This is a genomic window from Neisseria sp. HMSC078H04 (assembly GCF_001838135.1).
Taxonomy (GTDB): Bacteria; Pseudomonadota; Gammaproteobacteria; order Burkholderiales; family Neisseriaceae; genus Neisseria.
The window spans coordinates 176252-201633 of sequence record NZ_KV835825.1; the positions used below are offsets into that span (position 1 = coordinate 176252).

The window sequence follows — 25382 nt, forward strand, 5'->3', positions numbered from 1 at the left end:
TTTTATTTTTATTTGGTTTTGAAGTAATTTTCCAGCATTTGAATCAGTTTGTCCTGGTAGTTTTCAATCTGTTGCTGGCTGTGAAAATCGTTGGCACAAAAAGAGTGTGGCTGCCGCCCATTTTTTTTATTTTCCAAGAGCTTGATATATTGGGCAGGCGCTTTGTTGGAGCGGATATTAAAATAATAACATATTTCATTACCTGCTGTAGATTTCCTGTTTAAAAACATCAGCCAAGGTACGAGGAAGGTGGCAAGATTGAGATCGTGGTTAGAACGGAAACGGTTGGATAAAAAGGCTTCAATCTCAGTTCGGTAGTGCTGCCAAGCAAATTGAAAGCTGCTTTTATTTAGTGGGATATAGGTGTGTACTAACGGACGGTCGATGTGGCAGTCGTAGTGCTGTTGTAATAGTGCGATGCAGTTTTTTGAGGCGGAAAGAGTGGGTGTGTCAGTTCCTCTTTCGGACATTTGTTTTAGGCTTTTGTCTGCAATAAAAAGAGAGGCAATGCCGTTGGCGTGAAAAAAATGTTCCTTCGGTAATGGTCGGGCAACAAATACATCATCGTTAAAATAGATGAAGTGTTCATTTAGATTGGGAATGTTGTGCAGGTGTGCTTCGATTACATGCGAATTGAAGGTGGGCAGGTATTGCGGGTCAATGATTTGACTGTGATCTATTATGCTGACATTGGGATAGTCGGCAGGATTGAGCCAGTCGGGGCGTTGGTTGTCGGTAATGATGTAGATATGGTTGACCCACGGCAGGAAGGTACGCACGCTATGAAGTGAATAGTAAAGTTCGTTGTGGTTGCTGAAACGGGCTTCGTCATTATTGTGGAGTGCGTTTTGTTCGGCAGTAGGGCTATGTTGGCGCCGACGTTGCTGCCATTTGGAATCTTGGTTATTTACCCATGTGAAAACGACATCAACTTTAATAGGGTGAAGGTTGATACTATTTTCAAGTTCGGCTAAATACAGGGTGTTGTCGATAATGACCGGTTCGTCAGACTCTGTTGTACGCTGTTCGGCGTTGCAGACAGGGTATCTTTTGTTGAGATAGTCGCGGAAGAATACACCTGGTTGCCGAATCAGTTTTTTAAGTTTTCTCATGACGGTATTCGCTGTAATGTGATGTTTTTGATACTTATGTCAGGTTTTCAGACGGCCTAATATTTCATCAGGTGTTATAATGGTCGTGCTTAATTAAAAGTATAGTGAGATTTAATCAATGTTGAAAGCAGAATGTCTTACCCGCAGGGGCATGTTATTGTTGTGTGTCAGCCTGTTGGCCGCATGCTCTTCTCTTCCTAATTCTGGTCCGAGTACGCGAAATGTTGTTGCTTTGGGGCAACAGCAGGCTACAGCCGAAGTGCCGGAGGTGGAATTGATTGATGTGAATGGTGCGGTGGCTCAGTCACTATATCAAGCGCAAGTTAATCAGTCATTTGCTCAGTTGGGCGATGGTACATCATCAATAGGGGCTATCAATATAGGCGATGTGCTGGACATTACGATTTGGGAAGCTCCTCCGGCTGTGTTGTTCGGCGGGGCTTTGTCGTCTACCGGTTCGGGTAATGCGCAGCAAACGAAGCTGCCTGAACAGATGGTCAGCTCTTCAGGTACGATTTCTGTGCCGTTTATCGGCGATGTGTCTGTCCTTGGTAAAACACCGGTTCAGGTGCAAAACATTATTAAAGGCCGTCTGAAAAAAATGGCGAACCAGCCGCAGGTAATGGTGCGCATGGTTCAAAACAATGCGGCGAATGTATCGGTTATCCGCGCGGGTAACAGTGTGCGTATGCCTTTGACGGCTGCAGGCGAGCGTGTGTTGGATGCGGTGGCTGCCGTGGGCGGTTCGACTGCGAATGTTCAGGATACGAACGTACAGCTGACACGTGGCAATGTTGTCAGAACGATTGCTTTGGAAGACTTGGTGGCGCATCCGCGTCAAAATATTTTGTTGCGCCGCGGTGATGTAGTCACAATGATTACTAATCCAAGCACGTTTACGTCTATGGGTGCGGTCGGTCATACGCAGCAGATTGGTTTCTCTGTGAAGGGCTTATCTTTGGCTGAGGCTGTGGGACGTATGGGCGGTCTGCAGGATTATCGTGCAGATGCGCGCGGCGTATTTGTATTCCGTTATGCGCCTTTGTCCGAGCTGCCTCCTGAGAAACAATCTAAATGGGTTGAAAAGGGTTATGGCGATCGTGCGGAGATTCCTGTGGTCTACCGTTTGAACCTGGCAGATGCGAATTCTATGTTTTGGATGCAGCGTTTCCCTGTGAAGGATAAGGACGTGGTGTATGTATCGAATGCACCGATGGCCGAAGTACGCAAGTTCTTGTCATTTGTGTTCTCGCCTGTGGTTAGCGGTGCGAACAGTATTAATAATTTAGTGAACTGATGGGGAAAATAATGTCTGAGCAAGTTTCTGCAAATGTGGATGTGAAACCGGAACAACCGGCTCCCGAAAAGAAAAAGGCCAAAAAGTCTTGGTTGCGTAAGATTAATCCGTTGCTTTGGGTAACGGTTATCGTGCCGACTTTGTGTTCCGGTGTGTATTACGGACTATTTGCTTCTGATCAGTTCACATCCCAGTCCAGCTTTGTGGTGCGTTCTCCTAAAAGCCAATCGTCTTTGAACGGCTTGGGCGCTATTTTGCAGGGGTCTGGTTTCTCTCGTGCGCAAGACGATATTTATACCGTGCAGGAATATATGCAGTCGCGTTCGGCTTTGGACGCGTTGCGTAAGAAAATGCCCGTTCGTGATTTTTATGAAAAAGAAGGCGATATTTTCAGCCGTTTTAATGGTTTTGGCCTGCGTGGCGAGGATGAGGCGTTTTATCAATACTACCGCGATAAGGTATCCATCCATTTTGACTCTGTCTCAGGCATTTCCAATTTGAGCGTTACATCTTTCAATGCCGGTGAATCTCAAAAGATCAATGATGCTTTGCTCAAACAGGGTGAGGTATTGATCAACCAGCTGAACGAACGTGCGCGTCAGGATACGATTCGTTATGCTCAGGAAGTGGTCAATTCGGCTGAAGAGAAAGTTAAAGAAGCTTCGGCTCAATTGACAAAATTCCGTGTGTCCAACGGTATTTTTGACTTGAAGGCGCAATCCGATGTGCAAATGGGTTTGGTATCCAAATTGCAGGACGAGTTGATTGTCATTCAAACTCAGCTTGACCAGGTAAAAGCCGTTACGCCTGAAAACCCGCAAATTCCAGGTTTGATTGCGCGTGAAAAGAGCTTGCGTAAAGAAATCTCGCAACAAATGAAAGCGATTTCCGGCGGTGGCGAGGGTTCGTTGTCCAATCAGGCGGCGGAATATCAGCGCGTGTATTTGGAAAACGAATTGGCTGAGAAACAATTGGCTGCAGCGATGACTTCTTTGGAAAGTGCGAAAGCGGAAGCAGATCGTCAGCAATTGTATTTGGAAGTGATTTCCCAGCCGAACAAACCTGACTTGGCGCATGAACCAAACCGTCTGTACAACATTGTGGCAACGTTTGTCATCGGTTTGATTGTCTATGGCATTGCCGTGTTGCTGTCTGCAAGTATCCGTGAGCATAAAAACTGATGAAAGAGCTACATAAAACATCGTTTTTGGAGTCGCTGCTTATCCAAAAAAGGGTAATCGGCGCGCTCTTAATGCGTGAAATTATTACTCGCTACGGTCGTAATAACATTGGTTTTTTGTGGTTATTTGTCGAACCTTTGCTGCTGACTTTGGTTATGGTGTTGATGTGGAAGTTTTTCCGCATGCACAACGTGTCGGCTTTGAATATCGTGGCTTTCACGCTGACAGGCTATCCGATGATGATGATGTGGCGTAATGCCTCTAATCGCGCCATCGGTTCGATTGCGGCCAACACAAGCCTGCTGTATCACCGAAATGTACGTGTTTTAGATACCATTTTTGCGCGTATGTTGTTGGAGATTGCCGGTGCCACCATTGCGCAGGTTGTGATTATGGCTGCATTGGTCGTCATCGGCTGGATTGATGTACCGGCAGATATTTTCTATATGTTGTTGGCTTGGCTTTTGATGGCAATGTTTGCCGTTGGATTGGGGCTGGTCATCTGTTCGGTGGCGTTTCACTTTGAGCCGTTTGGCAAAGTTTGGAGTACCATCAGTTTTGTGATGATGCCTTTGTCCGGCGTGTTTTTCTTCGTACACAACCTGCCTCAGCAGTTGCAACACTATGTGCTGATGCTTCCGATGGTGCATGGTACAGAAATGTTCCGTGCCGGATATTTTGGTAACAGCGTTACGACTTACGAAAATCCTTGGTATATTTTGTTGTGTAATTTAGTTTTGCTGCTGCTTGGTTTGGCGATGGTGGCGAGATTCAGCAAAGGGGTTGAGCCGCAATGATTTCAGTTGAACACGTTTCCAAACGCTATCTGACCCGCCAAGGTTGGCGGACAGTCTTGCACGATATCAACTTCAAAATGGAGAAGGGCGAGAAAATCGGTATTCTCGGCCGCAACGGTGCAGGTAAATCGACGCTCATCCGTTTGATCAGTGGCGTTGAGCCGCCGACCACGGGTGAAATCAAGCGGACGATGAGTATTTCTTGGCCTTTGGCATTCTCCGGTGCGTTTCAAGGCAGCCTGACCGGTATGGACAATTTGCGTTTCATCTGCCGGATTTACAATGTCGATATCGATTATGTGAAGAACTTTACCGAAGAGTTTTCCGAGCTAGGGCAATATCTTTACGAGCCGGTTAAGCGTTATTCTTCAGGTATGAAGGCGCGTTTGGCATTTGCTTTGTCGTTGGCGGTAGAGTTTGATTGCTATCTGATTGACGAAGTGATTGCGGTTGGCGACTCGCGCTTTGCCGATAAATGTAAGTACGAGTTGTTTGAAAAGCGCAAAGACCGTTCCATCATTTTGGTGTCGCACAGCCACAGCGCCATGAAGCAATATTGCGATAATGCGATGGTGCTGGAAAAAGGGCATATGCACCAGTTTGAAGATATGGACAAAGCCTACGAATATTATAATTCGCTGCCTTAAAGCGATTGTTTTTTAAATCAGGCCGTCTGAAATTTCAGACGGCCTGTCCGTTGGAATTCTATTGATGAACATTACTCACATTCTTTCCCAAGAACTCTCCGCCACTACCGCGCAAATCAATGCCGCCATTGAGCTTTTGGACGACGGCGCAACTGTGCCGTTTATTGCACGTTACCGCAAGGAAGCTACAGGCGGGCTGGACGATACGCAACTGCGCCAGCTTGCCGAGCGGCTGCAATACCTGCGCGAGTTGGAAGATCGCAAAGCTGTTGTTTTAAAAAGCATTGAAGAGCAAGGCAAACTTTCAGACGACCTCAAAGCGCAAATCGAAGCCGCCGACAATAAAACCGCGCTGGAAGACCTGTATTTGCCCTACAAACCCAAGCGCCGCACCAAAGCGCAAATCGCGCGCGAATACGGTTTGCAGCCGCTGGCGGACGTGTTGCTTGCCGAGCAGCCACAGGATCTTGAAGCCGCCGCGCAAGGCTACCTGAACGAAAACGTCCCCGACGCCAAAGCCGCGCTGGACGGCGCACGCGCGATTCTGATGGAACAGTTTGCCGAAGACGCGGAACTCATCGGCACGCTGCGCGACAAGCTGTGGAACGAAGCCGAAATCCACGCGCAAGTCGTTGAAGGCAAAGAAACTGAAGGCGAAAAATTCAGCGATTATTTCGACCACCGCGAATCCGTCCGCGCCATGCCCAGCCACCGCGCGCTGGCGGTTTTGCGCGGCCGCAACGAAGGCATTTTGAACATTGCGCTCAAATACCAACCCGACGACACGCCGATTACGCAGCAAAGTGAATACGAACAAATCATCGCCCGCCGCTTCAAGATTTCAGACGGCCACAAATGGCTGCGCGATACCGTACGTCTGACTTGGCGCGCAAAAATCTTTTTGTCGTTAGAACTTGAAGCCCTAAATCGTTTGAAAGAAGCCGCCGACACTGACGCGATTACCGTGTTTTCCCGCAATCTCAAAGACTTGCTGCTTGCCGCGCCCGCCGGACGGCTGACTACTTTGGGTCTCGACCCCGGCTACCGCAACGGCGTGAAATGCGCCGTGGTGGACGACACGGGCAAGCTGCTGGATACCGTCATCGTCTATTTGCATCAAGAAAACAATATGTTGGCAATACTGTCGCGCCTGATTAAGCAGCACGGCGTGAAGCTCATCGCCATCGGCAACGGCACCGCCAGCCGCGAAACCGACAAAATCGCGGGTGAACTGGTGCGTGAAATGTCGGAAATGGGGCTGCACAAAATCGTCGTGTCCGAAGCCGGCGCGTCGATTTATTCCGCGTCCGAACTGGCGGCGCGCGAGTTTCCCGACTTGGACGTTTCCCTGCGCGGCGCGGTGTCCATCGCCCGCAGGCTGCAAGACCCACTCGCCGAATTGGTCAAAATCGACCCCAAATCCATCGGCGTGGGGCAGTATCAGCATGACGTGAACCAAAGCCAGCTCGCCAAATCGCTGGACGCGGTGGTCGAAGACTGCGTGAACGCCGTCGGCGTGGACGTGAATACCGCTTCCGCCCCGCTCTTGGCGCGGATTTCCGGTTTGAATCAAACCCTTGCCCAAAACATCGTTGCCTACCGCGATGAAAACGGTGCGTTCGACAGCCGCAAAAAACTGCTGAAAGTGCCGCGTTTGGGCGAAAAAACCTTCGAGCAGGCGGCGGGCTTTTTGCGGATTAATGGCGGCAAAGAGCCGCTGGATGCGAGCGCCGTCCACCCCGAAGCCTATCCTGTCGTCGCCAAAATGCTGGCGCAACAAGGCATTACCGCCACCGAACTCATTGGCAACCGCGAGCGCGTGAAGCAAATCAAAGCGTCCGACTTCATCGACGAACGCTTTGGCCTGCCGACTATTCTGGATATTTTGTCCGAGCTGGAAAAACCCGGCCGTGACCCGCGTGGTGAATTTAAAACTGCTAGATTTAATGAAAGAGTACATGAAATCAGCGATTTGCAAGTCGGCATGATACTCGAAGGCGTGGTTTCCAACGTCGCCAACTTCGGCGCGTTCGTGGATATCGGCGTCCATCAAGACGGTTTGGTGCACATCTCCGCCCTGTCCAATAAATTTGTTCAAGACCCGCGCGAAGTGGTGAAAGCCGGCGACGTAGTGAAAGTGAAAGTGCTGGAAGTCGATGCTGCGCGTAAACGCATCGCGCTGACCATGCGTTTGGATGATGAACCAGGCAGTGCCGCCAAAAGCAACAGGCCGTCTGAAACCCGACATCAAGAACGCCGCGACCGCAAACCCCAACGCAACGAGCGAGCCCCAACCAATTCAGCAATGGCGGATGCGTTTGCGAAGTTGAAGCGTTAAGGTAGAAAACCAATTGAAGGCCGTCTGAAAAGTGATGTTCAGACGGCCTTTATTGTATGGGGTGAATGAGATAATTAGTGGAATGGATATAGTACTGCGCCCGTTGAATGTTACCGATACATTTTGTAGGAGGTACATACAAATAAGCGTATAGTTCCAAATATCACAAACCCATCATCACAACCTTAGGAGTTCAAACCATGAAACCTGTTTTGTTTGCCGCGCTGATTTCCTGTTTCTCCGTTGCTGCATATGCGGCCTGTACTGACAGCCAGCAACAGTGCGTGATTTATAAAAACGGCAACGTCGCAACAGAAGGCGGCTGTACAGTCAGCAAGTGCCAAAGTGCCGATGCGCAAGTGTTGAAATGGAAGTTGAAAAACGGCAAAGGCGTGACCGTTGAAATCGGAAAAAACGGTAAGGTTTTGGTGAACAAGAAACCGGGTGCGAAAGCGAACAACAGCAATGCGTCAGGCATGGGTTTGACATGCTATGCCGCCGATGCGGACAAACGCGAACAGTTCTGCTCGACCAATTATTGATTGGATTGTTGCTTTGATTAAAGGCCGTCTGAAAAGTGTTTCAGACGGCCTTGATGTTTATCCTTCCGATATTTTTTCATTGAGAAAGTCGATAAAGCTGCGCACTTTCGCACTGAGAAATGCCCTGTCGACATAGGTGGCGTTCAGTTGATCTGTCCAGATGGTGTAAGCGGGCAGGAGTTGGATTAATGTGCCCTCCTTCAATTCCTGCTGAACCGCCCAAAGGGGCTGATAGCCTATGCCTGCACCTGCTTTAATCAGCTCGCGGATCATCAGTGTGTTGTCGCTGCGGATAACAGGGGAGAGGTGGAGAATGGCTTTTTCTCCGGTTTGGCGGTGGGTAATTTCCCAGTTTTGTTGACTGGTATAGGAAGGCAAGATGGCTTGGTGCTGCATGACGGCTTCGGGTGTATCGGGTGTGCCGTGTCGGGCAAGGTAGTCGGGGGCAGCAAGCAGGACGAACTCGATTTTGGCCAGCGGTTTGACGATCAGCGAAGGGGAGGGGGTTTTGGAAACGCGCAAAGCGAGGTCGAAACCTTCGGCGATGAGATCGATATGGCGGTTGTCGAGGACGAGGTCGAGCGTTACTTTGGGATAACGCTGGCGGTATTCGGCCAACCATGCGCTCATATTGCCGCCTGCAAACCACAAGGGCATGGTAACGCGCAACATACCTTGCGGCGTGTCAGCGCCGCCTGCCGCTTTTTGGGCAGCGGTGTCCAAGGTATCCAGCGCGTAGCTGCATTGACGGTAGTATTCTTCGCCTGCTTCGGTCAGGTGGAGGTTGCGGCTGTTGCGGTGTAAGAGCTTGGCTTGAATGGTGTTTTCCAGATGGCTAACGTGTTTGCTGGCCATGGCGGTGGAGATGTCGAGCTGATCGGCGGCACGGGTAAAACTGCCGCTTTGAACCACTTGGCGGAAAACTTTCAGGCTGAATAGGGTATCCATGATTTCTTATTAGGAAACGTTGTATCAATAATTCGAGTATATATCTCTTACTGGGAATTATCTATACTGCACTTATTGAAGTTGCTCCCTACCTCTTTCAGGTAGCTATTAAAATAAGGATTATTAAGATGTCAGCCCTCAAATCATTCCAACCTGTTGTATTGTCTGTCTTGCGTATTGTTGCGGCGTATTTGTTTTTGCTGCATGGTACGGCCAAGTTTTTCAGTTTTCCGATGTCTATGGGCGGTGCGCCCGAAGGCTTGATGCTGGTGGCCGGTATTTTGGAAATTGTCGGCGGTATCTTATTGATATTGGGCCTGTTTACGCGTCCGGCCGCGTTTGTTTTGTCCGGTCAGATGGCAGTCGCCTACTTTATGGCGCACGCGTCTTCTGGTAATGTTTTGTTCCCATTGGCCAACTATGGCGAATCTGCCGTTTTGTTCTGCTTCGTGTTTTTGTATCTGACAGTAGCCGGTGGCGGAGCGTGGGCTTTGGATAACGTTTTTGGTAAAGATAAAGATTAATTTAAGGAAAAGATCATGACTTATTCTGTTTTGCAACAAGCTGCTGAAACCCGTCGGTCTATCTATGCATTGAACAACACCCTGCCTCTGTCCAATGAGGAAGTAACCAAAATCATCGAACACGCCGTTTTGCATACGCCGTCTTCTTTCAATTCGCAATCTGCCCGAGTGGTTGTATTGTTTGGCGAAGAACATGCCAAAGTGTGGCATTTTGTCGAAGAAGCGTTGCGTGCGGTTGTTCCTGCCGAGCAGTTTGAAGCCACTGCACAAAAACTGAACTTATTTAAGGCAGGCGCGGCGACAGTTTTGTTCTTTGAAGATCAAGATGTTGTCAAAGGCTTGCAAGAGCAGTTACCATCTTATGCAGCCAACTTCCCGATCTGGGCGGATCAGGCAAATGCCATGGTTCAATATGCTGTATGGACAACATTGGCGGCTGCCGGTATCGGCGCCAATCTGCAACACTACAATCCACTGCCTGATGCGGCCATTGCCAAAGAATGGAACTTGCCGGAAAGCTGGTTGTTGCGTGCGCAAATGGTGATTGGCGGTATCGCGGCTTCAGCCGGTGAAAAAGCCTTCCAACCAATCGAAGGCCGTCTGAAAGTATTTGGCGCATAAATGAAATGATGTTTTAAACAAAGGGAGTAATGTTTGCGCCCTTTTTGAAATACCAAAATTAAACAGGCCGTCTGAAAACAGTTTCAGACAGCCTTTTATCTATGCCATGAAATCAACCGCGGCGCCAAGTCGTACCACTGGCATTGTCTTCCAGAATGATTTTGTGTTCGTTCAGAAGGTCGCGGATACGGTCGGATTCCGCCCAGTTTTTATCCGCGCGTGCCTGTTTGCGTCGAACAATTAAGTCTTCGATTTCTTCGTTGGATAGGCCGTCTGAAACAGCACCGCCTTGCAGAAACTCAATCGGATCGCGTTGCAACAGACCGATGATGCCGCCCAAGGCTTTCAGGCAGCCGGCGAGGTGCGCATCATTGGTTTTGTTCACTTCGCCTGCCAGCTCAAACAACACGGCAACCGCTTCGACCGTGCCGAAATCGTCGTTCATGGCGGCGTAGAAGCGGCGGGTGTAGTCATTGGCGTTTTCGGATAAATCAAACTCAGCCGCAGGAGTGTTTTTCAACGTGGTATACAGACGAGTCAGCGCACCTTTTGCGTCGTCCAAATGCGCGTCGGAGTAGTTCAGCGGGCTGCGGTAGTGGGCGCGCAGGATGAAGAAGCGCACGACTTCCGGGTCGTATTGTTTCAATACTTCGCGGATGGTAAAGAAGTTGCCCAACGATTTGGACATTTTTTCGCCGTCCACACGGATGAAGCCGTTGTGCAGCCAGTATTTGACGTGGCTGGCGATGCTTTGACCGTGGTGGGTTTGCGCGTGGTCATGTCCGCAGGTATGACCGCTGGCACCGACGCTTTGAGCGATTTCATTTTCATGATGAGGGAACTGCAAGTCTGCGCCGCCGCCGTGAATATCGAAAGTATCGCCGAACAGGTTTTCGCTCATGGCAGAGCATTCGATGTGCCAACCCGGACGGCCGTTGCCCCACGGACTTTCCCATGCCGGCTCGCCTGCTTTAGCAGCTTTCCACAAGACAAAATCAAGCGGATCGCGTTTGAAACCGTCCACTTCCACGCGCTCGCCAGCACGCAGGTCGTCCAACGATTTGCCCGATAATTGTCCGTAAGCGGAAAATTCGCGCACGGCGTAATAAACGTCGCCGTTTGCGGCAGGGTATGCTTTGCCGTTTTGAATCAGGGTCTCAATCATGGCAATCATTTGCGGGATGTTTTCCGTCGCCTTCGGCTCAATATCCGGACGCAACACACCCAAAGCATCGGCATCTTCGTGCATAGCCTGAATGAAACGCGCGGTCAGTTCGCTGATGGTTTCGCCGTTTTCAGCCGCACGGGCGATGATTTTGTCGTCGATATCAGTGATATTGCGCACATAAGTAAGCGGATAGCCGCACTCGCGCAACCAGCGGGCAATCATGTCGAACACGACCATCACGCGGGCGTGACCCAAGTGGCAATAGTCGTAAACAGTCATGCCGCAAACGTACATACGCACGTTTTTAGGATCGATGGGGGTGAAGGGTTCTTTTTGGCGGGTAAGGGTGTTGTAGATGGTGGTCATAGGCTCTATTCAATAGATAATTTATGAAATTTAGAGACGAGATTAAAATAATGTAACCATATATTCTGTATCAGGAATCTCATGTATCCAAAGACAGTTTTCAAGATAATTAAGTTCATAGTCGATTAGATAATCTCGAATAGTTTTTTCAGTTACTTTGTTATGAATGCCCAAACACCATGGTTCTCTTCCTGTTCTTAGACTTGAACGTCTTATGCTTCTAAATTTCTCGATGTCATTAATCATGTTTCTAATGCATGTTCGAGCAACTTCATTTTGTTTAATTTCTAAGGGGATTGATTCTTGCGCATATTTTTGCCTGATATAAAAATCAATTGATATATTATTTCGGTAGTCTTTTTTTCTTTTATCTAGAGAATGCCGTGATTCACGCTCCCATTCAGCAACATTTTCATGTTGTTGTAAAAATATCGCTAGTTCAATTTGAAACCAAGTTTCCCAACCAGAAATTTTTGTTTGTTTCATGATTTGGAAGCGCTCAATTAAGTCAGGCTGAGATAAAAATTCAGTTAGTAAATTTTTTAGAAAATTAAAATCTTTATGAATCTTATACATAGGAAATATCCGCAATATTGTATCAATATTATATTCAGACGACCTCTTTATCAAACAAAGGTCGTCTGAAATTTTTTATTCCGGCTTAAACACGCCTGTATCGGTTTTAGGCTGTTGCTCGGCAATCTCAACATTTGCGGTTGCTTGCTCCGCTTCGCCTTTTTCAGCTTCAATGCGTTTTTTCTCGGTCAGGTATTGGTTGATTTGGTGTACCAATTCCTGTGTGCCTTGGTGGGTCAGGGCGCTGATTTGGAAGAGGCGCGGAGTTTCCATATCGAATTGGAAGCGGTCATCTGGTTTCGGATAGTCCCAGCCGATGGCTTCGAGGAAGGCGGCGCTACGCGCTTGGGCTTCTTCTTCGTCGAGCATGTCGAGTTTGTTCAGCACGAGCCAGCGTGGTTTGCCGTAAAGTTCTTCATCGTATTTGCGCAATTCGTTGATGATGGCAAGGGCTTCTTCTGCTGGATTGACGGTTTCGTCGAAGGGCGCCAAATCGACGACGTGCAGCAGCAGACCGGTGCGTGATAAGTGTTTGAGGAAACGATGGCCGAGGCCTGCGCCCTCTGCCGCACCTTCAATCAGGCCGGGAATGTCCGCCATGACGAAGCTGTGGTTTTCATCAATGCGCACGACGCCTAAGTTCGGATGCAGGGTGGTGAAGGGGTAGTTGGCGATTTTGGGGCGTGCGGCGGAGACGGCGGTAATCAGGGTGGATTTACCGGCGTTGGGCATGCCTAATAAGCCGACATCGGCGAGGACTTTGAGTTCGAGTTGCAGGGAACGGGTTTCGCCTTCTTCGCCGGGCGTGGATTGTTTGGGTGCGCGGTTGACGGAGGATTTGAAGTGGATATTGCCCAAGCCGCCTTTGCCGCCTTTGGCGAGGCAGACACGCTGACCGTGGTAGGTGAGATCGGCGACGATTTCGTCGGTGTCGAGGTCGCGGATAAGGGTGCCGACGGGCATTTTGAGGACGATGTCGTCCGCCCCTGCGCCGTAGCGGTCGGAGCCGTGGCCTTTTTCGCCGTTTTTGGCTTGGTAGCGTTTGACGAAGCGGTATTCGACGAGGGTGTTGGTGTTTTCGTCGGCTTCTGCCCAAACGCTGCCGCCTTTGCCACCGTCGCCGCCGTCAGGGCCGCCGCGCGGTACGAATTTTTCGCGGCGGAAACTGGTTGCGCCATTACCGCCTTTACCTGCGGCGACTTCGATTTTTGCTTCGTCGATAAATTTCATGATGTTCTCTTATGGGTATTCGGTTGTTTCAGACGGCCTTTGTTAATAGAGGAGCTTGGTGTCTGAACGGATAAAATGTTGCTTATTATAAAGGATATTTCGGTTTTAGGCCGTCTGAAATATGGTTTCAGACGGCCTTGGATTTATTGGGCGAGGGCTTGGTCGATTTCTTGATAGAGTTGGGAGAAATTAGGTTCACCAACGTAGGTTTTGAGGATGTTACCGTTTTTGTCAATCAGGACAGAAGTCGGGTAAACCTGTGTGCCAAAGGCTTTTGCGGCAGTTTTGTCGGCATCGTACATAACGGTGAAAGGAAGGCCGTATTCTTTGACGTACTGATGGACGCTCTCAATAGGGTCGATGGGCTGGGCAATGCCGAGGACTTGGAAATTTTTGCCTTGATAATCTTGGGCGGTTTTGATGATTTTAGGCATCTCGCTCACGCAGCCGGGGCAGGAGGGAAACCAGAAGTTAATGAGGGTAACTTTGTCTTTCAAATCGGCGTTGGTAATGGTTTTGCCTTGCAGGTCGGGCAGGGCAAAATCAGGGGCGGCTTTGTTGCTGGGGATAAGGACAAAGGCAAGAAGCGCACCAATCGTGGCAACGACAAGGAGTGTGAGTATTTTTTTCATGATTCGAGGTTTTGAATTGCGTGTGCTAAGGTTTTGGGAACGCTGATGCTGCGGCCGCTTTCGCTGCTGACGGGCATAAGGGTAACTTCGGCTTCGATGGCGGCTTTGCCGTTGGGCAGGGTCGCGGTTTGGCTGAGGATGATGTGGCGTGTGCCGATGTTTTTCAGACGGCCTGTGAAGGTTAAAACATCGCCTTCAAGCGACGGGCGGCGATAGCGGATATCAACGCGTGCAACAACGAGCATGATGCCTTTGAGTTCGGACAGAAGGTCATGCTCTTGAAAAAACGTCCAGCGCGCTTCTTCGAGAAATTCGAGATAGCGCGCATTGTTGACGTGGCCGTAGCCGTCGAGGTGGTAGTTGCGGACGGTCAGTTTCATCAGTTAAGATTGATGGGTTGGAACTCTTCGCGTGCGATTGGTTCGTGTTCGAGGTCGGTAATTACGGTGGAGAGTTGGATGTCGAACCATTCGTTGAAAATGTCAGCATTCAAATCCGGCCATTCGCTTTCGTCTTCGCACCAGTCAGCCAATTCGGCAGCAAAAATATCTTCAAAACGCGCTTCGATTTCGTCCCATACTTCGTCGGCAGTCTCGCACGGGCGAACGAGGTAGGAATTGGCATCGGCTTGGATATCTTCAAGTGTCAGGCCATCAAGGTGATTGCCGGGCAGGGATTTCAGCCAGTTCCAAAAAGGATCAAGGGGGATAAGCAGGAAGACGCTGCGGTTGACTTCGTACATGATGTTTTCCTTGGTTTCTGTATAGTTGAATGATATAGCAAAGGTGGGGGACTGGCTATCTTTTGGGGGATAAAGGCCGTCTGAATTTCAGACGGCCTTTATTTTTTGGAACAATCAGGGGTTTGCTGATGGTGTTTGATACAGGGTTTGGGGATTGGCTGTATCGGGGATTTCTGCCGGAGTAGATTGGGGTGCTGCTACCGGTTCGGAAGTGGCGTTACTGTCCACCAGGTCATCGATGTCGATGTTGTCGTCTTCGCTTTGAGGGAGCGTGCCGCCAGTTTGTTGGGTGCGGACTTTCATGTAAAGGTCGCGTGTGTAGCTGTATTTGTCGATGGCTGCGCCTTCGAGGCTGTCGGTCAGGTCGAGGAGCTCTTTGCGGGTGTTGATGGCTTGCAGACCGGTTGTGCCCCAGCGTCCTGCGCTGGTGTGGAAGACGGCGTTTTTAACCGGATAGACGGTGGTGACGGCGTTGCCGACGGTGTCGCGTACGGTGGACGGGCCGAGCAGGGGGACGACGAAGTAGTTGCTGTTTTTCCAGCCCCATGAGGCGAAGGTGTCGCCGAGGGTGTTTTTATTGCTGGGCACACCGCCTGCACCGGCTACGTCGATTAAACCGCCAAGGCCGAAGGTGGTGTTGATGCCGACGCGGACGAGGTCTTCGCTGGCGCGTTTGACGTCGAGGCGCAGCACGTTGCTGCCGAAGCTGACAACATCGCGCAGGTTGTTGAAGAAGTTGCTCACGCCGGTACGCACCGGTTTGGGCGTTACTTTGCGATAGCCTCGTGCGACAGGGGAAAGGACGTATTTGTCTGCTTTGTCGTTGAACTTGGAAACGGTGCGGTTGTAGCCTTCGTAGGGGTCGGCCGGATTACGTTCGGCGAGTGCGGGCGCGGAGGCTATGCTGATGATGAGGCAGAGGGAGGCGGTGGTTTTTTTCATGATTGCAACCAGTCTTTAATTTCGTAAAGTTCGGCCAGTGCGCGGACGGAATCGGGAATATTTTGAATGGTCGGTTTTTTGTCTGTCCGGCGCAGAGCGTTGAGCAGCAGGGAAACGCAGGCTGAATCTGCTTTGCCTACTTGGCTGAAGTCTATACAGTCTGTTTCTTTCAGACGGCATTGTTGTTCGTAGCGCGCAAAGGCGGAGGCGGTCAGGGTTTTGACGGTAACGTCGCCGCTGATGTAGAGCGTGCCGTTGCGGATTTCTGTTTGCATGGTGTCTTGATGATGTAAGGCACCATGCCGTCTGAACATCAGGCGGCATGGTGCGGGGGTGGATTATTTACCGCCGTTTTTGGCTTTCAAGTCGGCAATCAGGCCGTCGATACCTTTGGCTTTGATGGTTTCGCCGAATTGGTTGCGGTATACGGTAACCAGGCTTGCGCCTTCGACTGCAACATTGTATGCGCGGTATTTGCTGCCGCTTTGGTAGGTGGTGAAGTCCATGTTGACCGGTTTTTGGCCGGAAACGTTGATTTCGGCGCGGACGATGATTTCTTTACCGCCTTTGTTTACGACAGGATTGTCTTTGATGTTGACTTTGGCGTTTTTGAATTTCAGCATGGTGCCGGAGTAGGTGCGGATCAGCAGGGTTTGAAACTCTTTGGTCAACGCTTGTTTTTGTGCGTCAGTCGCAGTACGCCACGGATTGCCGACGGCCAAAGCAGTCATGCGTTGGAAGTCGAAGTAAGGGATGGCGTAAGCCTCGGCTTTTTTACGTGCGGTATTGGCATCGCCGCTGTTGAGGATTTTCAGTACTTGAACGGAGTTTTCACGTACTTGGTTGACTGCGTCGGCAGGAGAGGCAAATGCCATGCTGATGCTTAATACGCCGATGCTCAATGCGCTGATGAAGGAAGTTTTTTTCATGAGATTGTCCTGAATATTGAGTGGATATGTGTTTATTGTTTGTTTTGACCGGCAGATTCACCATCTGCGTTTTTCTCGGCAAAGCTGGTCATGAATTTGCCGATAAGGTTTTCCAAAACCATGGCGGAGCTGGTGACGGTAATGGTGTCGCCGGCCGCCAAAGAGTCGGTATCGCCGCCTTGCTGCAGACCGATGTATTGTTCGCCCAACAGGCCTGAAGTCAGGATTTGTGCAGAAACGTCGCTGCTGAACTGATATTGGCTGTCCAGATTGAGGGCGACTTTTGCCTGATAGGATTTAGGGTCGAGCTGAATAGAGGCAACGCGGCCCACCAGTACGCCTGCGGATTTGACCGGCGCGTTGGTTTTTAAGCCGCCGATGTCGCTGAAATCAGCATAGACGGTGTAGGTTTGAGAGGATTTGCCGAACGATTGTCCGCCGGCAGCGCGGAAGGCTAGAAAGCCGATGGCGGCCGCGCCCAATAAGACAAACAGTCCTACCCAAAATTCCAAAGCATTTTTTTTCATGTGTTATTGTCCTTGTTTCATTCTTTTTAAGTGTCGTTTCAGACGGCCTTTAGTCGGTAAACATCCATGCGGTCAAAATGAAGTCGACGGCGAGGATGGTCAGGGCGGAAGAAACTACGGTGCGTGTACTGGCGCGCAAAATACCTTCGGAAGTCGGTATGCAGTGGAAGCCTTGATGTACGGCGATCAGCGTAACGGCTACGCCGAAAGCGGCGGATTTGATTAAGCCGTTGAGTACGTCGTAATGGAAGGTAATGTTGTTTTGCATTTGCGACCAGAAAATACCGCCGTCCAGACCCAGCCATTCGACGCCGACCAAATACGCGCCGTAAATGCCGGCAACGTTGAAAATCGACGCCAGCAAAGGCATGGAAAACACGCCCGCCCAAAAGCGCGGCGCAACCACGCGCGCCACGGGGTCGACCGCCATCACGTTCATCGCTTCAAGCTGCTCGGTGGTTTTCATCAAACCGATTTCGCTGGTCATGGCACCGCCCGCGCTGCTGGCAAACAGAATGGCCGCCAATACGGGACCCAATTCGCGCAACAGGGAAGCGGCAACCATATAGCCCAAAATATCGGCGGATTTGAATTTTGCCAGCTGCGTATAGCCCTGCAAGCCCAACACCATGCCGACAAACAGGCCGGAGACGGCGACAATCAGGACGGACAACACGCCTGCAAAGTAAATCTGGCGGATGCTCAGGCGCGGGCGGGCAAACGCCGTGCCTGATTTGGCCAGGATCTGCAGGAAAAACAGCGTAATGCTGCCCAGCGATTGGATGAAGCCGAGGGTTTTTGCCCCGACGGAACGGATAAAATTCATAGGTTTCAGTTGATTGGTTAAATGGTTTTCAGACGGCCTGGTTTAAGTTTCAGGCCGTCTGAACATCAGCCCAGCAAGTCTTGTTTTAAAGTCGTTTGCGCCGGATAGCGGTAGGCGACGGGGCCGTCTGCCAAACCGCCGACGAACTGGCGTACCCAAGGCGAGTCGAGTTCGCGCATTTCTTTGGGCGAGCCGGAGAACATGATTTCGCCGTGTGCCAAGAAAATGACTTGATCGACGATTTCCAGCGATTTTTCGATGTCGTGCGTTACCATCACGCTGGTGGAGCGCAGGGCTTTGTTGGCGCGGCTGATGAGGTGGGCGATAACGCCCAGCGAAATCGGGTCGAGGCCGGTGAAAGGCTCGTCGTACAACATGATTTCAGGGTCGAGCGCAATCGTACGCGCGAGGGCGACGCGGCGCGACATACCGCCGGAAAGCTCGGAAGGCATCAGGTTTTCAATGCCGCGCAAACCGACTGCATTCAGCTTCAGCAATACTAAATCGCGGATGACCGCTTCGGGCAAATCCGTCAGCTCGCGCATGGGGAAGGCGATGTTGTCGAAGACGGATAAGTCGGTAAACAATGCACCGTGTTGGAACAAAACGCCCATGCGGCGGCGGTGTTCGTACAGCTCCTGCGCCGAAAATGCGGCCAAATCGCGCCCTTCAATCAGCACTTTGCCCGATTGCGGGCGGATTTGACCCGTAATCAGGCGCATCAGCGTGGTTTTACCGCTGCCCGAACCACCCATTACGGCGGCGAAATTGCCTTGTGGAATGCTGAAGTTGATGTTGTTCAGAATCGGACGGTCGCCATATGCGAAGGCAACGTCTTTCATTTCGATGAAGGGTGTGGAACTCATGCAGGAGGGGGGTGTCGAAAAATGTATTTTAATTACGGGTATTGTAAAGGGTATTGGATATTCGGGCAATTTTCAGACGGCCTGCGCTTAGGAATAACGGGTAAAAACGTGTGAAAGAACGCAGAAGCGTTGGTGGTACGGTCGTTTTGCAGCGTGTTGTGTCAAACATACAGACAGTTGTGTAGGTAAATAAAAAGGCGGGTAAATATGCCCGCCTTGTTTTTAATATTTCTGCAAACCTTCCACCTTGATTTCTTTGGCATTGGCATGGATGAAGGCTTGAGTCGCTTTCATCGTGGCTTGAATGCGCGGATCGTTCCAACGCACGATTTGGTTGTTTTCATCGCGCTTATCCGACCAGATAATCACGCCGTCGGTGTATTTTTTGCTGATTTCGAGCATTTTGCGCCAGCGGACGGGGTCGATGAACTGTTTGAAATAAGGGCTGTTGGTGGCTGAATAATATTGCGGCCAAATGTAGCCGATGATTTTTTTGTTGGGAAAGCGTTGATGGATGTCGTCAACGGCGGTTTTCACGTCTTTTTCCCATTGCACCAAATCGGGGGAAGTGATGTAGAACACAGGATTGGCATAGTCGCTGATGGCGGCGGTGGGCGCACGGCGTTTGCTGACTTGCCGCCATTTGGCCAAGATGGTTTCGTTGTCAACGTTGGGGCGGTAGTGGCGGATGCCGTGCAGGTGTTCGGAAGGCATGCCGTAGTTGCTGATGAAGGCGCGCGGGTTTTCTTCTCTGAAGATTTGGTACATCCGCGCGAAGTCGGTTCTCAACTCGTCGGGTGTCAGCAGCTGGCCGTCTTTTTCGGCAAACCAGCTTTCGATGTCGGTGGAAATGGTGCGGTAGCCTTCGCGGCGCGATTGTTTGGCCAATTCGCGGATACGTGCTTCGTTGAGTACGCCGTGTTTGCGTTTGCCTGTCGGATCGGGTTTGACCAGCTCGCTTTCGTAAACCAAGAACACTTTAGAGAGTTTGTCGGCGGTCAGGTCGGGTTTGCCAACGTAGTCCATGCGGTCGTAGATGATGAAATCTTTGGCATGGGCGGAGAGGGCGGTCAATAAGAGGACGAGGGGCAAAAGGCGGTTGGGTTTCATGTTTTTAGGCAGATAAGGGAAAAGGGCCATTGTACGGGAAGCGGTGTTAAAGTAAGTCAAAGGCCGTCTGAAAGGATAAAAGTTCTTTCAGACGGCCTTTGTTGAACCAGGGGTATTCAGTTTTGAGGCTGGTGTGATTTATTGCGCTGAAGTTTTTTCCAGCAATAGGAAAGTCTCGGCTTTGTTGCGCGGTCTTGCGCCTTGCCACAAGGTTTGCCAGCCCGAAGGTGCGCCGATGTTGGCGGCTTGGCGGATGAGGCGGTAGCGGCAGGATGGGTTGTCGGTCGTGGTTTTAATATGGCTGTATTGTGTCCACGCGATTCGTGTGCGCTGGTCTTGGCCGTCGATGCTGATACATTCGAGGCCGTCTGAAATTTTCTGTTTCAATTCGGAAGAAAGCGCGGCTTCCATTTGGTGAACCACCGGCGCATGGCTTTTGGCGGCGTTGAGCCATGGTAAAAACAGGGTCATCAGCAAGGCCCAGGCCAAGGTCACGCCGGCTGCCCAGTTGGTTACGGCTTGGCGGCCGCGGATGTTCTTACGCGTAATCGCCCAAAGCCACAACGGGGTAAACAGCAGGGCGACGGTCATCGGAATTGGGTCGATGTCGGGGATGTAATATGGGCTGAAATAGGCGGCGCGTTCGGCCAGCTTGGCAGGCCAGCCGTAGTTCATGGCGAAGAAGCCCAGCCACAGGAAGACGGCAATCAGACCGAATGCCATGATGCCGAACCAGTTGATAAATGCAGCTGCGCCGCGACGCAGGCCGTCCAGTTGTGCCGCACCGAGCAGGGCGAGCGGCGGCAACAGCCAAACGAGGTTGTCTTGCAGGCGTTGCGGGTTGATGGCGAGCAGGGCTGTCATGATAACCAGCCACGACAGGCTCAAAATGCCCCAGTTTTTATCGTGGATACGCGTGCGGCTGAGCGTCCATGCCGCTAGCGGCCAGGCAGGCAGGGTAAACCACAGCAGGTTTTTCAGATAATAGGGCAGGTTGAAGGCCGTCTGAATCTGATGGAAGCCGCCGAATACGCCGAAGGAATAATGGTTGAACCAAATATCAAACCATTCTGGATTGGTTTTGGATAAAACCAGAGGATACAGAATCAGCAGGGGCAGGGAAACGACGATGGCGCCAATCAGGGTCAGCAGATAGCGTTTGCTTTGCCAAGTGGAATGGAGCGACAGGGCAATTGCCAAAAACATCATGGCCGCGGTCAGCAGGTAGCCTGAGGAGAGGGAGAGTAAAACCCAGCCGCAGCACAACAGCAAAATGGCAATAATAACGCGGCGGCGTGCCAGTGAAAAGCCGCACAGAATCAATCCAAACGCAGCAAAAGCGGCCGACATGGGATTGAGGAAGTGGGCGATGGGCAGCAAACCGATGCTGCCGATAAGGATCAAGACAACGCTGCGGCCATGGTGTCTGCCGAGAAAGTTGAAACCGGCAAAACCGCTAGCGGTCAGTCCGATGGCGGTAAATACCACGCCGGCAAAACGTGCGGCATCATAGGCATCGGCCGCCCAAGGCGAAAACAGGGTTTGGAATGCGGTTGCAGCCCATAAAAAAGCAGGGGAGATGGTGAAATCGGGTTGGCCGAAGATTTGTGCAATCAGCAGGTTGCCGCCGTTTTTCATGGACTCGGAGGCGGTAAAGAGGGAGGGTTCGGCAGGGTTCCACAAGTCATGCGAGAACACGCCCGGCCACAGCCAGGCAAAGGCCATCAGCAGCAGAAGCCATGGTTTTTCATGGGTTTTTTGGGGGCGGCGCGGATCGGGCGGTGTGTAAGTCAGCATGGAAGGTCAAAAAACGGTTGGTTTGAATAGCAATGGTACAGGGTTTGACGGGTTTGCGCGATATGCCGGACCGGAGAGCTTTGTAAAATAATGCTGACGGCTCGTTTTTCTCGGGTGTTTGGAATGATATGGCATTCGGTTGACGACAAAAAGCTCAGGCCGTCTGAAAGAAATGTTTCAGACGGCCTGAATGCAAAAAAGACTGCACGAAGCAGTCTTTTTGACAAAGCGGCAATTAGCGTTTGAACAGGTTGCCGAATTTGTTGTTGAATTTGTCCACACGACCGGTAGTGTCGACGATTTTTTGAGTACCGGTGTAGAAAGGGTGGCACAGAGAGCAAACCTCAACGTTGAAGCTGTCTTTTTCCATTGCGGATTTGGTCACGAATTTGTTGCCGCAAGAGCAGGTAACGTTGATTTCGTGGTAGTTCGGGTGAATACCTTGTTTCATTTGATTTCCTTTCGATTAAGCGGGCACAGGGGTTTTGCCTGTACTTCAGTTAAGCGTGGGATTTTCGCTATTTTTGGCTGTTTCGTCAAGCGGATATTTTGCGTAGCGGGCAGTTTCGCAACAGGCGAGAACAGTTTAGAATAGAGTTTCAAACCAAATGTTGTGTAATCGGGCTGTAATCTAACTGAAAAGAGGATGTAAAACCTCTTCTAGATGTGAAACTTTAAGAAGAATAATAGTCTGAATAATATTTACGCTTGTACGAACAGGAGACGGAATCAATGTGGAAAAGGATATTGACGTGCATTTTGCGTGTTTGGGGAGGAATGTTGCCTCCGTCTTATTGCAAACCATTCGGCAGAATTGCGCAAAAATTCCGCGCCGCTTTGGCTGCATGCATTTCTCCAAACATCGGTAAAAACGTCAATATTGAAAAAGGCGGATACGTCTTTCCGGATACGGTAGTCGGCGATAATTCGGGTATCGGCGTAAACTGCGAAATCTGTCGCGGTTTGACCCTCGGCAAGAACGTGATGATGGGGCCGGAATGCCTGTTTTATTCGACCAACCACAAATTCAACCCTGAAACCCGCCGCTTTGAAGGCTATACGGACATCCGCCCGATTGTGATTGAAGACGATGTCTGGATTGGTCGGCGTGCGATTATCATGGGTGGTGTTACCATCGGTAAGGGCGCGGTAATCGGCGCAGGTTCGGTGGTTACCAAAGATGTGCCGCCTTATTGCGTGGCTGCGGGTAATCCTGCGATTGTTCGGAAAAAACTGCTCGATGAGCAAGAGCTTGCAGCCGAATAGCGTGAATAAAATAGCAAAATAAAAGGCCGTCTGAAATTCAGACGGCCTTTTTTCAATAGTGCTTAAGCGGCAATTTTTTCGCATTCTTTAATGCAAGCCAAGCAAGATTCGTAGCAGGCTTTGCATTCAGCGTGGTGGCTGGCGTGTTCTTTGCAGGCGGCAGCACATTGTTTGCAGGCTTCGATGCACACTTTTGCCAAAGACGGGGTCAGGCGTGAATTTTGGGCAGCGAGGTTTTGCAATGTGCCGCACAGTGCCAACATTTGGTTAGCGCCGGCTGCGCAGTCTTTCATGGAGGTATCGCCTTCGCTCAACAGGGCGATGCAGTGTGCCAGACAGATTTGACCGGCTTCAACGCAATGTGCGGCCGCTTTGCGCGCAGCTTCGTAGGCGCGCGGTGCAGAATGCGCGTGACCAACATGGTGTGCATGGCCTGCATGGTCGTGAGCACGGGCGAAAGAAGCGGCGGCGGTGAGGGAAACAGCAGCAGCGCTGCCGATAAATTGACGACGGTTCATAAGATAGAGTCCTTTTTGCTTTGTGGAAATATCGGACGAATTATTTCATCCATTATTAAAAGGTTATCATGTTATTCGTTTTTAAACAATGGGCCGTCTGAAGATATCGATAATACGTTCAGACGGCCTGTTGTTAGGTATGATATTTGTTTAAATCAATCAAAAATCGGATAGCTGAAATACGGCCAAGTGACTTTTTGCCGAGAAAATAGTCGGTTTATTCCGCCAACAATTCTTCCGGTTTGACTTTCTCTCCATACACGGGCAAGAGGGTTTTTTCATAGGCGGCTTTCAGACGGCCGTCTTTTTTCATGGCGGCGATTTCGCCGTTGACCCAGTTCAGGAGGTCGGTGTTGCCTTTTTGAACAGCCGGGGCGATGAATTCGGCAGGGCCGAGGTTGCCGATGGCGACTTCAAAATTCGGGTTTTCTTTTGCCCATGCCCACAGCAGGGCGTTGTCGTGGGCGAGTGCTACGCCGCGGCCGTCTTTCAGTGCGTCGAAGGTTTCGGTATTTTGGTCGAATTTCAGCAGTTTGACTTCAGGATGGCTTTTGGTGAAGAAGGCGTCGGCGGTAGTGCCTTTGTTGACCAGAAGGGTTTGGTCTTTCAATTGCGCAACGTCGGTAATTGGTTTGTCTTTTGGGGAAACTACGCCCAAGGCCACTTTCATGTAAGGGTCGGCGAAATCGACGGCTTCGGCGCGTTCGGGTGTTTTGGTGAAGTTGGCGAGGATGAGGTCGACTTTGCCGGAACGGACGTATTCGACGCGGTTAGCGGCCTCGGTCAGGACGAATTCGACTTTGTCGGGGCTGCCGAGCAGATCTTTGGCCAGGTCTTTGGCGATTTCAACGTCAAAGCCTTGGTTTTTGCCGTTGGCGTCAACATAGCCGAACGGAGGTTTGTCGCCGAATACGCCGATACGGATGACGCCTTTTTCTTTGATGGAGGCAACGGTTGCCGCGCCGCTGCTTTGTGAAGATTGGGCATCGCCGGAGCCGCCTCCGCAAGCAGTCAGGCCGACGGCGATGGCGGCAGAGGCGAGGAGGGCTTTGAATTTGGCATTCAATTGCATGAGTGTTTCCTTTTCAAATGTTTGGTTGAAAGTGGAGGCCGTCTGAAAAAGGGTTTGGACGGCCTGAAAATAAAATCAGTAGTCCATGCCTGCCAAGAATTGGCGGGCGCGTTCGCTTTTGGGGGCGGAGAAGAAGGTTTCGGGGTCGGACGATTCGACGATGCCGCCTTTGTCCATGAAGACGATGCGGTCGGCAACTTTGCGGGCAAACCCCATTTCATGGGTTACGATGAGCATGCTCATGCCTTCATGGGCGAGTTCTAAAACCACTTCCAAGACTTCGCGCACCATTTCGGGGTCGAGTGCGGCGGTGATTTCGTCCAGCAGGATGACTTCCGGATTCAGGCACAGGGCGCGGACAATGGCGATGCGTTGTTTCTGGCCGCCGGAGAGTTCGCGCGGATAGGCGTTTTTGCGGTCGAGCAGGCCGACGCGTTCCAGCAGTTTGTCGGCTTGTGCCTCTGCTTCGGCACGGTTGCGGTTTTGTACTTTCACCGGGCCTAAGAGGATGTTTTCGATGACGGTCATGTGGGCAAACAGTTCATAGCTTTGAAAGACCATGCCGACTTTTTGCCGGGCGGTTTGCCAGGAAACGTCTTTGCCGAATTCGCCGACTCCATCCATCACGATGCTGCCGCCTTGGTGCGGCTCCAAACCGTTTACGCAGCGCAGGAGGGTGGATTTGCCGCAGCCGGACGGGCCCAGCAGTACGATGACTTCGCCTTTTTCCAAGTCCAAGTCTAAGGATTGAATGGCGGTTACGTTGCCGTATTGTTTGTGCAGGTTGCGGATGCTCAGTAAAGCCATG

General features: G+C 50.8%; 29 protein-coding genes. 9 read left to right on the forward strand and 20 right to left on the reverse strand.

The window, feature by feature from the left end:
• Positions 1 to 8: 8 nt before the first annotated feature.
• Positions 9 to 1112, reverse strand: coding sequence for a Stealth CR1 domain-containing protein (locus tag HMPREF2560_RS02745; RefSeq protein WP_070873691.1), 1104 nt, complete (start codon positions 1110 to 1112; stop codon positions 9 to 11).
• A 118-nt stretch (positions 1113 to 1230) separates the two neighbouring features.
• On the opposite strand from HMPREF2560_RS02745, the gene HMPREF2560_RS02750 reads away from it, so the two are divergent.
• The 6 genes from HMPREF2560_RS02750 (at position 1231) to HMPREF2560_RS02775 (ending at position 7914) form a co-directional block, all read left to right on the forward strand.
• Positions 1231 to 2409: a polysaccharide biosynthesis/export family protein gene (locus HMPREF2560_RS02750; RefSeq protein ID WP_070873692.1), complete on the forward strand. Its 1179-nt coding sequence runs from the start codon at positions 1231 to 1233 to the stop codon at positions 2407 to 2409.
• 11 nt (positions 2410 to 2420) lie between these two features.
• Positions 2421 to 3590 carry a capsule biosynthesis protein gene (locus HMPREF2560_RS02755; protein ID WP_036492193.1) on the forward strand — a complete coding sequence of 390 codons (1170 nt, stop codon included), beginning with the start codon at positions 2421 to 2423 and terminating at the stop codon, positions 3588 to 3590.
• Positions 3590 to 4387: an ABC transporter permease gene (locus HMPREF2560_RS02760; protein ID WP_004519071.1), complete on the forward strand. Its 798-nt coding sequence runs from the start codon at positions 3590 to 3592 to the stop codon at positions 4385 to 4387. Before HMPREF2560_RS02755 ends, HMPREF2560_RS02760 begins: the two co-directional genes overlap by 1 nt.
• Complete coding sequence (locus HMPREF2560_RS02765) at positions 4384 to 5034, forward strand: ABC transporter ATP-binding protein (protein WP_036492188.1); 651 nt, start codon at positions 4384 to 4386, stop codon at positions 5032 to 5034. The genes HMPREF2560_RS02760 and HMPREF2560_RS02765 overlap by 4 nt, the downstream gene beginning before the upstream one ends.
• Before the next feature lie 64 nt (positions 5035 to 5098).
• A complete protein-coding gene (locus tag HMPREF2560_RS02770) occupies positions 5099 to 7372 on the forward strand; it encodes a Tex family protein (RefSeq protein WP_070606292.1) in 2274 nt (757 codons plus the stop codon).
• Positions 7373 to 7572: 200 nt separating this feature from the next.
• Positions 7573 to 7914, forward strand: a complete 342-nt coding sequence (locus HMPREF2560_RS02775) for a hypothetical protein (protein ID WP_003683849.1) — start codon at positions 7573 to 7575, stop codon at positions 7912 to 7914.
• A 57-nt stretch (positions 7915 to 7971) separates the two neighbouring features.
• Here the strand turns inward: HMPREF2560_RS02775 and HMPREF2560_RS02780 are convergent, their stop codons facing one another.
• Positions 7972 to 8862: a LysR family transcriptional regulator gene (locus HMPREF2560_RS02780; RefSeq protein WP_070606290.1), complete on the reverse strand. Its 891-nt coding sequence runs from the start codon at positions 8860 to 8862 to the stop codon at positions 7972 to 7974.
• 128 nt (positions 8863 to 8990) lie between these two features.
• Between HMPREF2560_RS02780 and HMPREF2560_RS02785 the strand changes: the two genes are divergently transcribed.
• Together HMPREF2560_RS02785 and HMPREF2560_RS02790 are read left to right on the forward strand one after the other, a co-directional pair.
• Positions 8991 to 9386: a DoxX family protein gene (locus tag HMPREF2560_RS02785; RefSeq protein WP_070606288.1), complete on the forward strand. Its 396-nt coding sequence runs from the start codon at positions 8991 to 8993 to the stop codon at positions 9384 to 9386.
• Positions 9387 to 9401: 15 nt separating this feature from the next.
• On the forward strand, positions 9402 to 10007 hold the full coding sequence (locus HMPREF2560_RS02790) for a nitroreductase family protein (RefSeq protein WP_070606286.1): 606 nt from the start codon (positions 9402 to 9404) through the stop codon (positions 10005 to 10007).
• Positions 10008 to 10119: 112 nt separating this feature from the next.
• Here HMPREF2560_RS02790 and cysS read toward each other — a convergent pair whose 3' ends face one another.
• From cysS to rpmE, 15 genes are all read right to left on the reverse strand, one after another.
• Positions 10120 to 11541, reverse strand: a complete 1422-nt coding sequence (gene cysS, locus HMPREF2560_RS02795) for a cysteine--tRNA ligase (RefSeq protein ID WP_070829918.1) — start codon at positions 11539 to 11541, stop codon at positions 10120 to 10122.
• A 42-nt stretch (positions 11542 to 11583) separates the two neighbouring features.
• A complete protein-coding gene (locus tag HMPREF2560_RS02800) occupies positions 11584 to 12117 on the reverse strand; it encodes a hypothetical protein (protein WP_070873693.1) in 534 nt (177 codons plus the stop codon).
• 75 nt (positions 12118 to 12192) lie between these two features.
• Positions 12193 to 13347, reverse strand: coding sequence for a GTPase ObgE (gene obgE, locus HMPREF2560_RS02805; protein WP_070873694.1), 1155 nt, complete (start codon positions 13345 to 13347; stop codon positions 12193 to 12195).
• A gap of 143 nt (positions 13348 to 13490) precedes the next feature.
• On the reverse strand, positions 13491 to 13979 hold the full coding sequence (locus tag HMPREF2560_RS02810; protein ID WP_070873695.1) for a peroxiredoxin family protein: 489 nt from the start codon (positions 13977 to 13979) through the stop codon (positions 13491 to 13493).
• Entirely contained in the window at positions 13976 to 14359 is a 384-nt protein-coding gene (locus tag HMPREF2560_RS02815; protein ID WP_070873696.1) for an acyl-CoA thioesterase, read from the reverse strand. The genes HMPREF2560_RS02810 and HMPREF2560_RS02815 overlap by 4 nt, the downstream gene beginning before the upstream one ends.
• Positions 14359 to 14721, reverse strand: a complete 363-nt coding sequence (locus tag HMPREF2560_RS02820; protein ID WP_070734927.1) for a VacJ — start codon at positions 14719 to 14721, stop codon at positions 14359 to 14361. The genes HMPREF2560_RS02815 and HMPREF2560_RS02820 overlap by 1 nt, the downstream gene beginning before the upstream one ends.
• 114 nt (positions 14722 to 14835) lie before the next feature.
• Positions 14836 to 15663 carry an MlaA family lipoprotein gene (locus HMPREF2560_RS02825; protein WP_070873697.1) on the reverse strand — a complete coding sequence of 276 codons (828 nt, stop codon included), beginning with the start codon at positions 15661 to 15663 and terminating at the stop codon, positions 14836 to 14838.
• Complete coding sequence (locus HMPREF2560_RS02830) at positions 15660 to 15938, reverse strand: STAS domain-containing protein (RefSeq protein ID WP_070873698.1); 279 nt, start codon at positions 15936 to 15938, stop codon at positions 15660 to 15662. Before HMPREF2560_RS02830 ends, HMPREF2560_RS02825 begins: the two co-directional genes overlap by 4 nt.
• A gap of 63 nt (positions 15939 to 16001) precedes the next feature.
• Positions 16002 to 16592, reverse strand: a complete 591-nt coding sequence (locus HMPREF2560_RS02835) for an MlaC/ttg2D family ABC transporter substrate-binding protein (RefSeq protein ID WP_070873699.1) — start codon at positions 16590 to 16592, stop codon at positions 16002 to 16004.
• Between the two features lie 32 nt (positions 16593 to 16624).
• Positions 16625 to 17119 (reverse strand): outer membrane lipid asymmetry maintenance protein MlaD, encoded by a 495-nt coding sequence (mlaD, locus tag HMPREF2560_RS02840; RefSeq protein WP_003748012.1) that lies wholly within the window; start codon positions 17117 to 17119, stop codon positions 16625 to 16627.
• 49 nt (positions 17120 to 17168) lie between these two features.
• On the reverse strand, positions 17169 to 17945 hold the full coding sequence (gene mlaE, locus HMPREF2560_RS02845; RefSeq protein WP_070504179.1) for a lipid asymmetry maintenance ABC transporter permease subunit MlaE: 777 nt from the start codon (positions 17943 to 17945) through the stop codon (positions 17169 to 17171).
• A 65-nt stretch (positions 17946 to 18010) separates the two neighbouring features.
• Positions 18011 to 18811 (reverse strand): ABC transporter ATP-binding protein, encoded by an 801-nt coding sequence (locus HMPREF2560_RS02850; protein WP_003748015.1) that lies wholly within the window; start codon positions 18809 to 18811, stop codon positions 18011 to 18013.
• A gap of 222 nt (positions 18812 to 19033) precedes the next feature.
• Complete coding sequence (locus HMPREF2560_RS02855) at positions 19034 to 19921, reverse strand: hypothetical protein (RefSeq protein WP_249967602.1); 888 nt, start codon at positions 19919 to 19921, stop codon at positions 19034 to 19036.
• 138 nt (positions 19922 to 20059) lie between these two features.
• Positions 20060 to 21718 carry an ArnT family glycosyltransferase gene (locus HMPREF2560_RS02860; RefSeq protein ID WP_070829771.1) on the reverse strand — a complete coding sequence of 553 codons (1659 nt, stop codon included), beginning with the start codon at positions 21716 to 21718 and terminating at the stop codon, positions 20060 to 20062.
• A gap of 235 nt (positions 21719 to 21953) precedes the next feature.
• Positions 21954 to 22169, reverse strand: a complete 216-nt coding sequence (rpmE, locus tag HMPREF2560_RS02865) for a 50S ribosomal protein L31 (protein ID WP_003681847.1) — start codon at positions 22167 to 22169, stop codon at positions 21954 to 21956.
• Positions 22170 to 22450: 281 nt separating this feature from the next.
• Here rpmE and HMPREF2560_RS02870 point away from each other — a divergent pair, with 281 nt between their 5' ends.
• On the forward strand, positions 22451 to 22984 hold the full coding sequence (locus HMPREF2560_RS02870) for an acyltransferase (protein WP_070829773.1): 534 nt from the start codon (positions 22451 to 22453) through the stop codon (positions 22982 to 22984).
• 62 nt (positions 22985 to 23046) lie between these two features.
• On the opposite strand, the gene HMPREF2560_RS02875 is transcribed toward HMPREF2560_RS02870, so the two are convergent.
• From HMPREF2560_RS02875 to HMPREF2560_RS02885, 3 genes are all read right to left on the reverse strand, one after another.
• Positions 23047 to 23502, reverse strand: coding sequence for a four-helix bundle copper-binding protein (locus tag HMPREF2560_RS02875; RefSeq protein ID WP_070606256.1), 456 nt, complete (start codon positions 23500 to 23502; stop codon positions 23047 to 23049).
• A 217-nt stretch (positions 23503 to 23719) separates the two neighbouring features.
• Positions 23720 to 24574 (reverse strand): amino acid ABC transporter substrate-binding protein, encoded by an 855-nt coding sequence (locus HMPREF2560_RS02880; protein WP_070606254.1) that lies wholly within the window; start codon positions 24572 to 24574, stop codon positions 23720 to 23722.
• A 75-nt stretch (positions 24575 to 24649) separates the two neighbouring features.
• Positions 24650 to 25381 (reverse strand): amino acid ABC transporter ATP-binding protein, encoded by a 732-nt coding sequence (locus tag HMPREF2560_RS02885; protein ID WP_070606252.1) that lies wholly within the window; start codon positions 25379 to 25381, stop codon positions 24650 to 24652.
• Between the last annotated feature and the right edge of the window lies 1 nt (position 25382).

Excerpts from the sequence above, each read along its gene's own strand:
- HMPREF2560_RS02745 (WP_070873691.1), bottom strand. The coding sequence starts at position 1,112 with ATGAGAAAACTTAAAAAACTGATTCGGCAACCAGGTGTATTCTTCCGC.
- HMPREF2560_RS02750 (WP_070873692.1), top strand. The coding sequence starts at position 1,231 with ATGTTGAAAGCAGAATGTCTTACCCGCAGGGGCATGTTATTGTTGTGT.
- HMPREF2560_RS02755 (WP_036492193.1), top strand. The coding sequence starts at position 2,421 with ATGTCTGAGCAAGTTTCTGCAAATGTGGATGTGAAACCGGAACAACCG.
- HMPREF2560_RS02760 (WP_004519071.1), top strand. The coding sequence starts at position 3,590 with ATGAAAGAGCTACATAAAACATCGTTTTTGGAGTCGCTGCTTATCCAA.
- HMPREF2560_RS02765 (WP_036492188.1), top strand. The coding sequence starts at position 4,384 with ATGATTTCAGTTGAACACGTTTCCAAACGCTATCTGACCCGCCAAGGT.
- HMPREF2560_RS02770 (WP_070606292.1), top strand. The coding sequence starts at position 5,099 with ATGAACATTACTCACATTCTTTCCCAAGAACTCTCCGCCACTACCGCG.
- HMPREF2560_RS02775 (WP_003683849.1), top strand. The coding sequence starts at position 7,573 with ATGAAACCTGTTTTGTTTGCCGCGCTGATTTCCTGTTTCTCCGTTGCT.
- HMPREF2560_RS02780 (WP_070606290.1), bottom strand. The coding sequence starts at position 8,862 with ATGGATACCCTATTCAGCCTGAAAGTTTTCCGCCAAGTGGTTCAAAGC.
- HMPREF2560_RS02785 (WP_070606288.1), top strand. The coding sequence starts at position 8,991 with ATGTCAGCCCTCAAATCATTCCAACCTGTTGTATTGTCTGTCTTGCGT.
- HMPREF2560_RS02790 (WP_070606286.1), top strand. The coding sequence starts at position 9,402 with ATGACTTATTCTGTTTTGCAACAAGCTGCTGAAACCCGTCGGTCTATC.
- cysS (WP_070829918.1), bottom strand. The coding sequence starts at position 11,541 with ATGACCACCATCTACAACACCCTTACCCGCCAAAAAGAACCCTTCACC.
- HMPREF2560_RS02800 (WP_070873693.1), bottom strand. The coding sequence starts at position 12,117 with ATGTATAAGATTCATAAAGATTTTAATTTTCTAAAAAATTTACTAACT.
- obgE (WP_070873694.1), bottom strand. The coding sequence starts at position 13,347 with ATGAAATTTATCGACGAAGCAAAAATCGAAGTCGCCGCAGGTAAAGGC.
- HMPREF2560_RS02810 (WP_070873695.1), bottom strand. The coding sequence starts at position 13,979 with ATGAAAAAAATACTCACACTCCTTGTCGTTGCCACGATTGGTGCGCTT.
- HMPREF2560_RS02815 (WP_070873696.1), bottom strand. The coding sequence starts at position 14,359 with ATGAAACTGACCGTCCGCAACTACCACCTCGACGGCTACGGCCACGTC.
- HMPREF2560_RS02820 (WP_070734927.1), bottom strand. The coding sequence starts at position 14,721 with ATGTACGAAGTCAACCGCAGCGTCTTCCTGCTTATCCCCCTTGATCCT.
- HMPREF2560_RS02825 (WP_070873697.1), bottom strand. The coding sequence starts at position 15,663 with ATGAAAAAAACCACCGCCTCCCTCTGCCTCATCATCAGCATAGCCTCC.
- HMPREF2560_RS02830 (WP_070873698.1), bottom strand. The coding sequence starts at position 15,938 with ATGCAAACAGAAATCCGCAACGGCACGCTCTACATCAGCGGCGACGTT.
- HMPREF2560_RS02835 (WP_070873699.1), bottom strand. The coding sequence starts at position 16,592 with ATGAAAAAAACTTCCTTCATCAGCGCATTGAGCATCGGCGTATTAAGC.
- mlaD (WP_003748012.1), bottom strand. The coding sequence starts at position 17,119 with ATGAAAAAAAATGCTTTGGAATTTTGGGTAGGACTGTTTGTCTTATTG.
- mlaE (WP_070504179.1), bottom strand. The coding sequence starts at position 17,945 with ATGAATTTTATCCGTTCCGTCGGGGCAAAAACCCTCGGCTTCATCCAA.
- HMPREF2560_RS02850 (WP_003748015.1), bottom strand. The coding sequence starts at position 18,811 with ATGAGTTCCACACCCTTCATCGAAATGAAAGACGTTGCCTTCGCATAT.
- HMPREF2560_RS02855 (WP_249967602.1), bottom strand. The coding sequence starts at position 19,921 with ATGAAACCCAACCGCCTTTTGCCCCTCGTCCTCTTATTGACCGCCCTC.
- HMPREF2560_RS02860 (WP_070829771.1), bottom strand. The coding sequence starts at position 21,718 with ATGCTGACTTACACACCGCCCGATCCGCGCCGCCCCCAAAAAACCCAT.
- rpmE (WP_003681847.1), bottom strand. The coding sequence starts at position 22,169 with ATGAAACAAGGTATTCACCCGAACTACCACGAAATCAACGTTACCTGC.
- HMPREF2560_RS02870 (WP_070829773.1), top strand. The coding sequence starts at position 22,451 with ATGTGGAAAAGGATATTGACGTGCATTTTGCGTGTTTGGGGAGGAATG.
- HMPREF2560_RS02875 (WP_070606256.1), bottom strand. The coding sequence starts at position 23,502 with ATGAACCGTCGTCAATTTATCGGCAGCGCTGCTGCTGTTTCCCTCACC.
- HMPREF2560_RS02880 (WP_070606254.1), bottom strand. The coding sequence starts at position 24,574 with ATGCAATTGAATGCCAAATTCAAAGCCCTCCTCGCCTCTGCCGCCATC.
- HMPREF2560_RS02885 (WP_070606252.1), bottom strand. The coding sequence starts at position 25,381 with ATGGCTTTACTGAGCATCCGCAACCTGCACAAACAATACGGCAACGTA.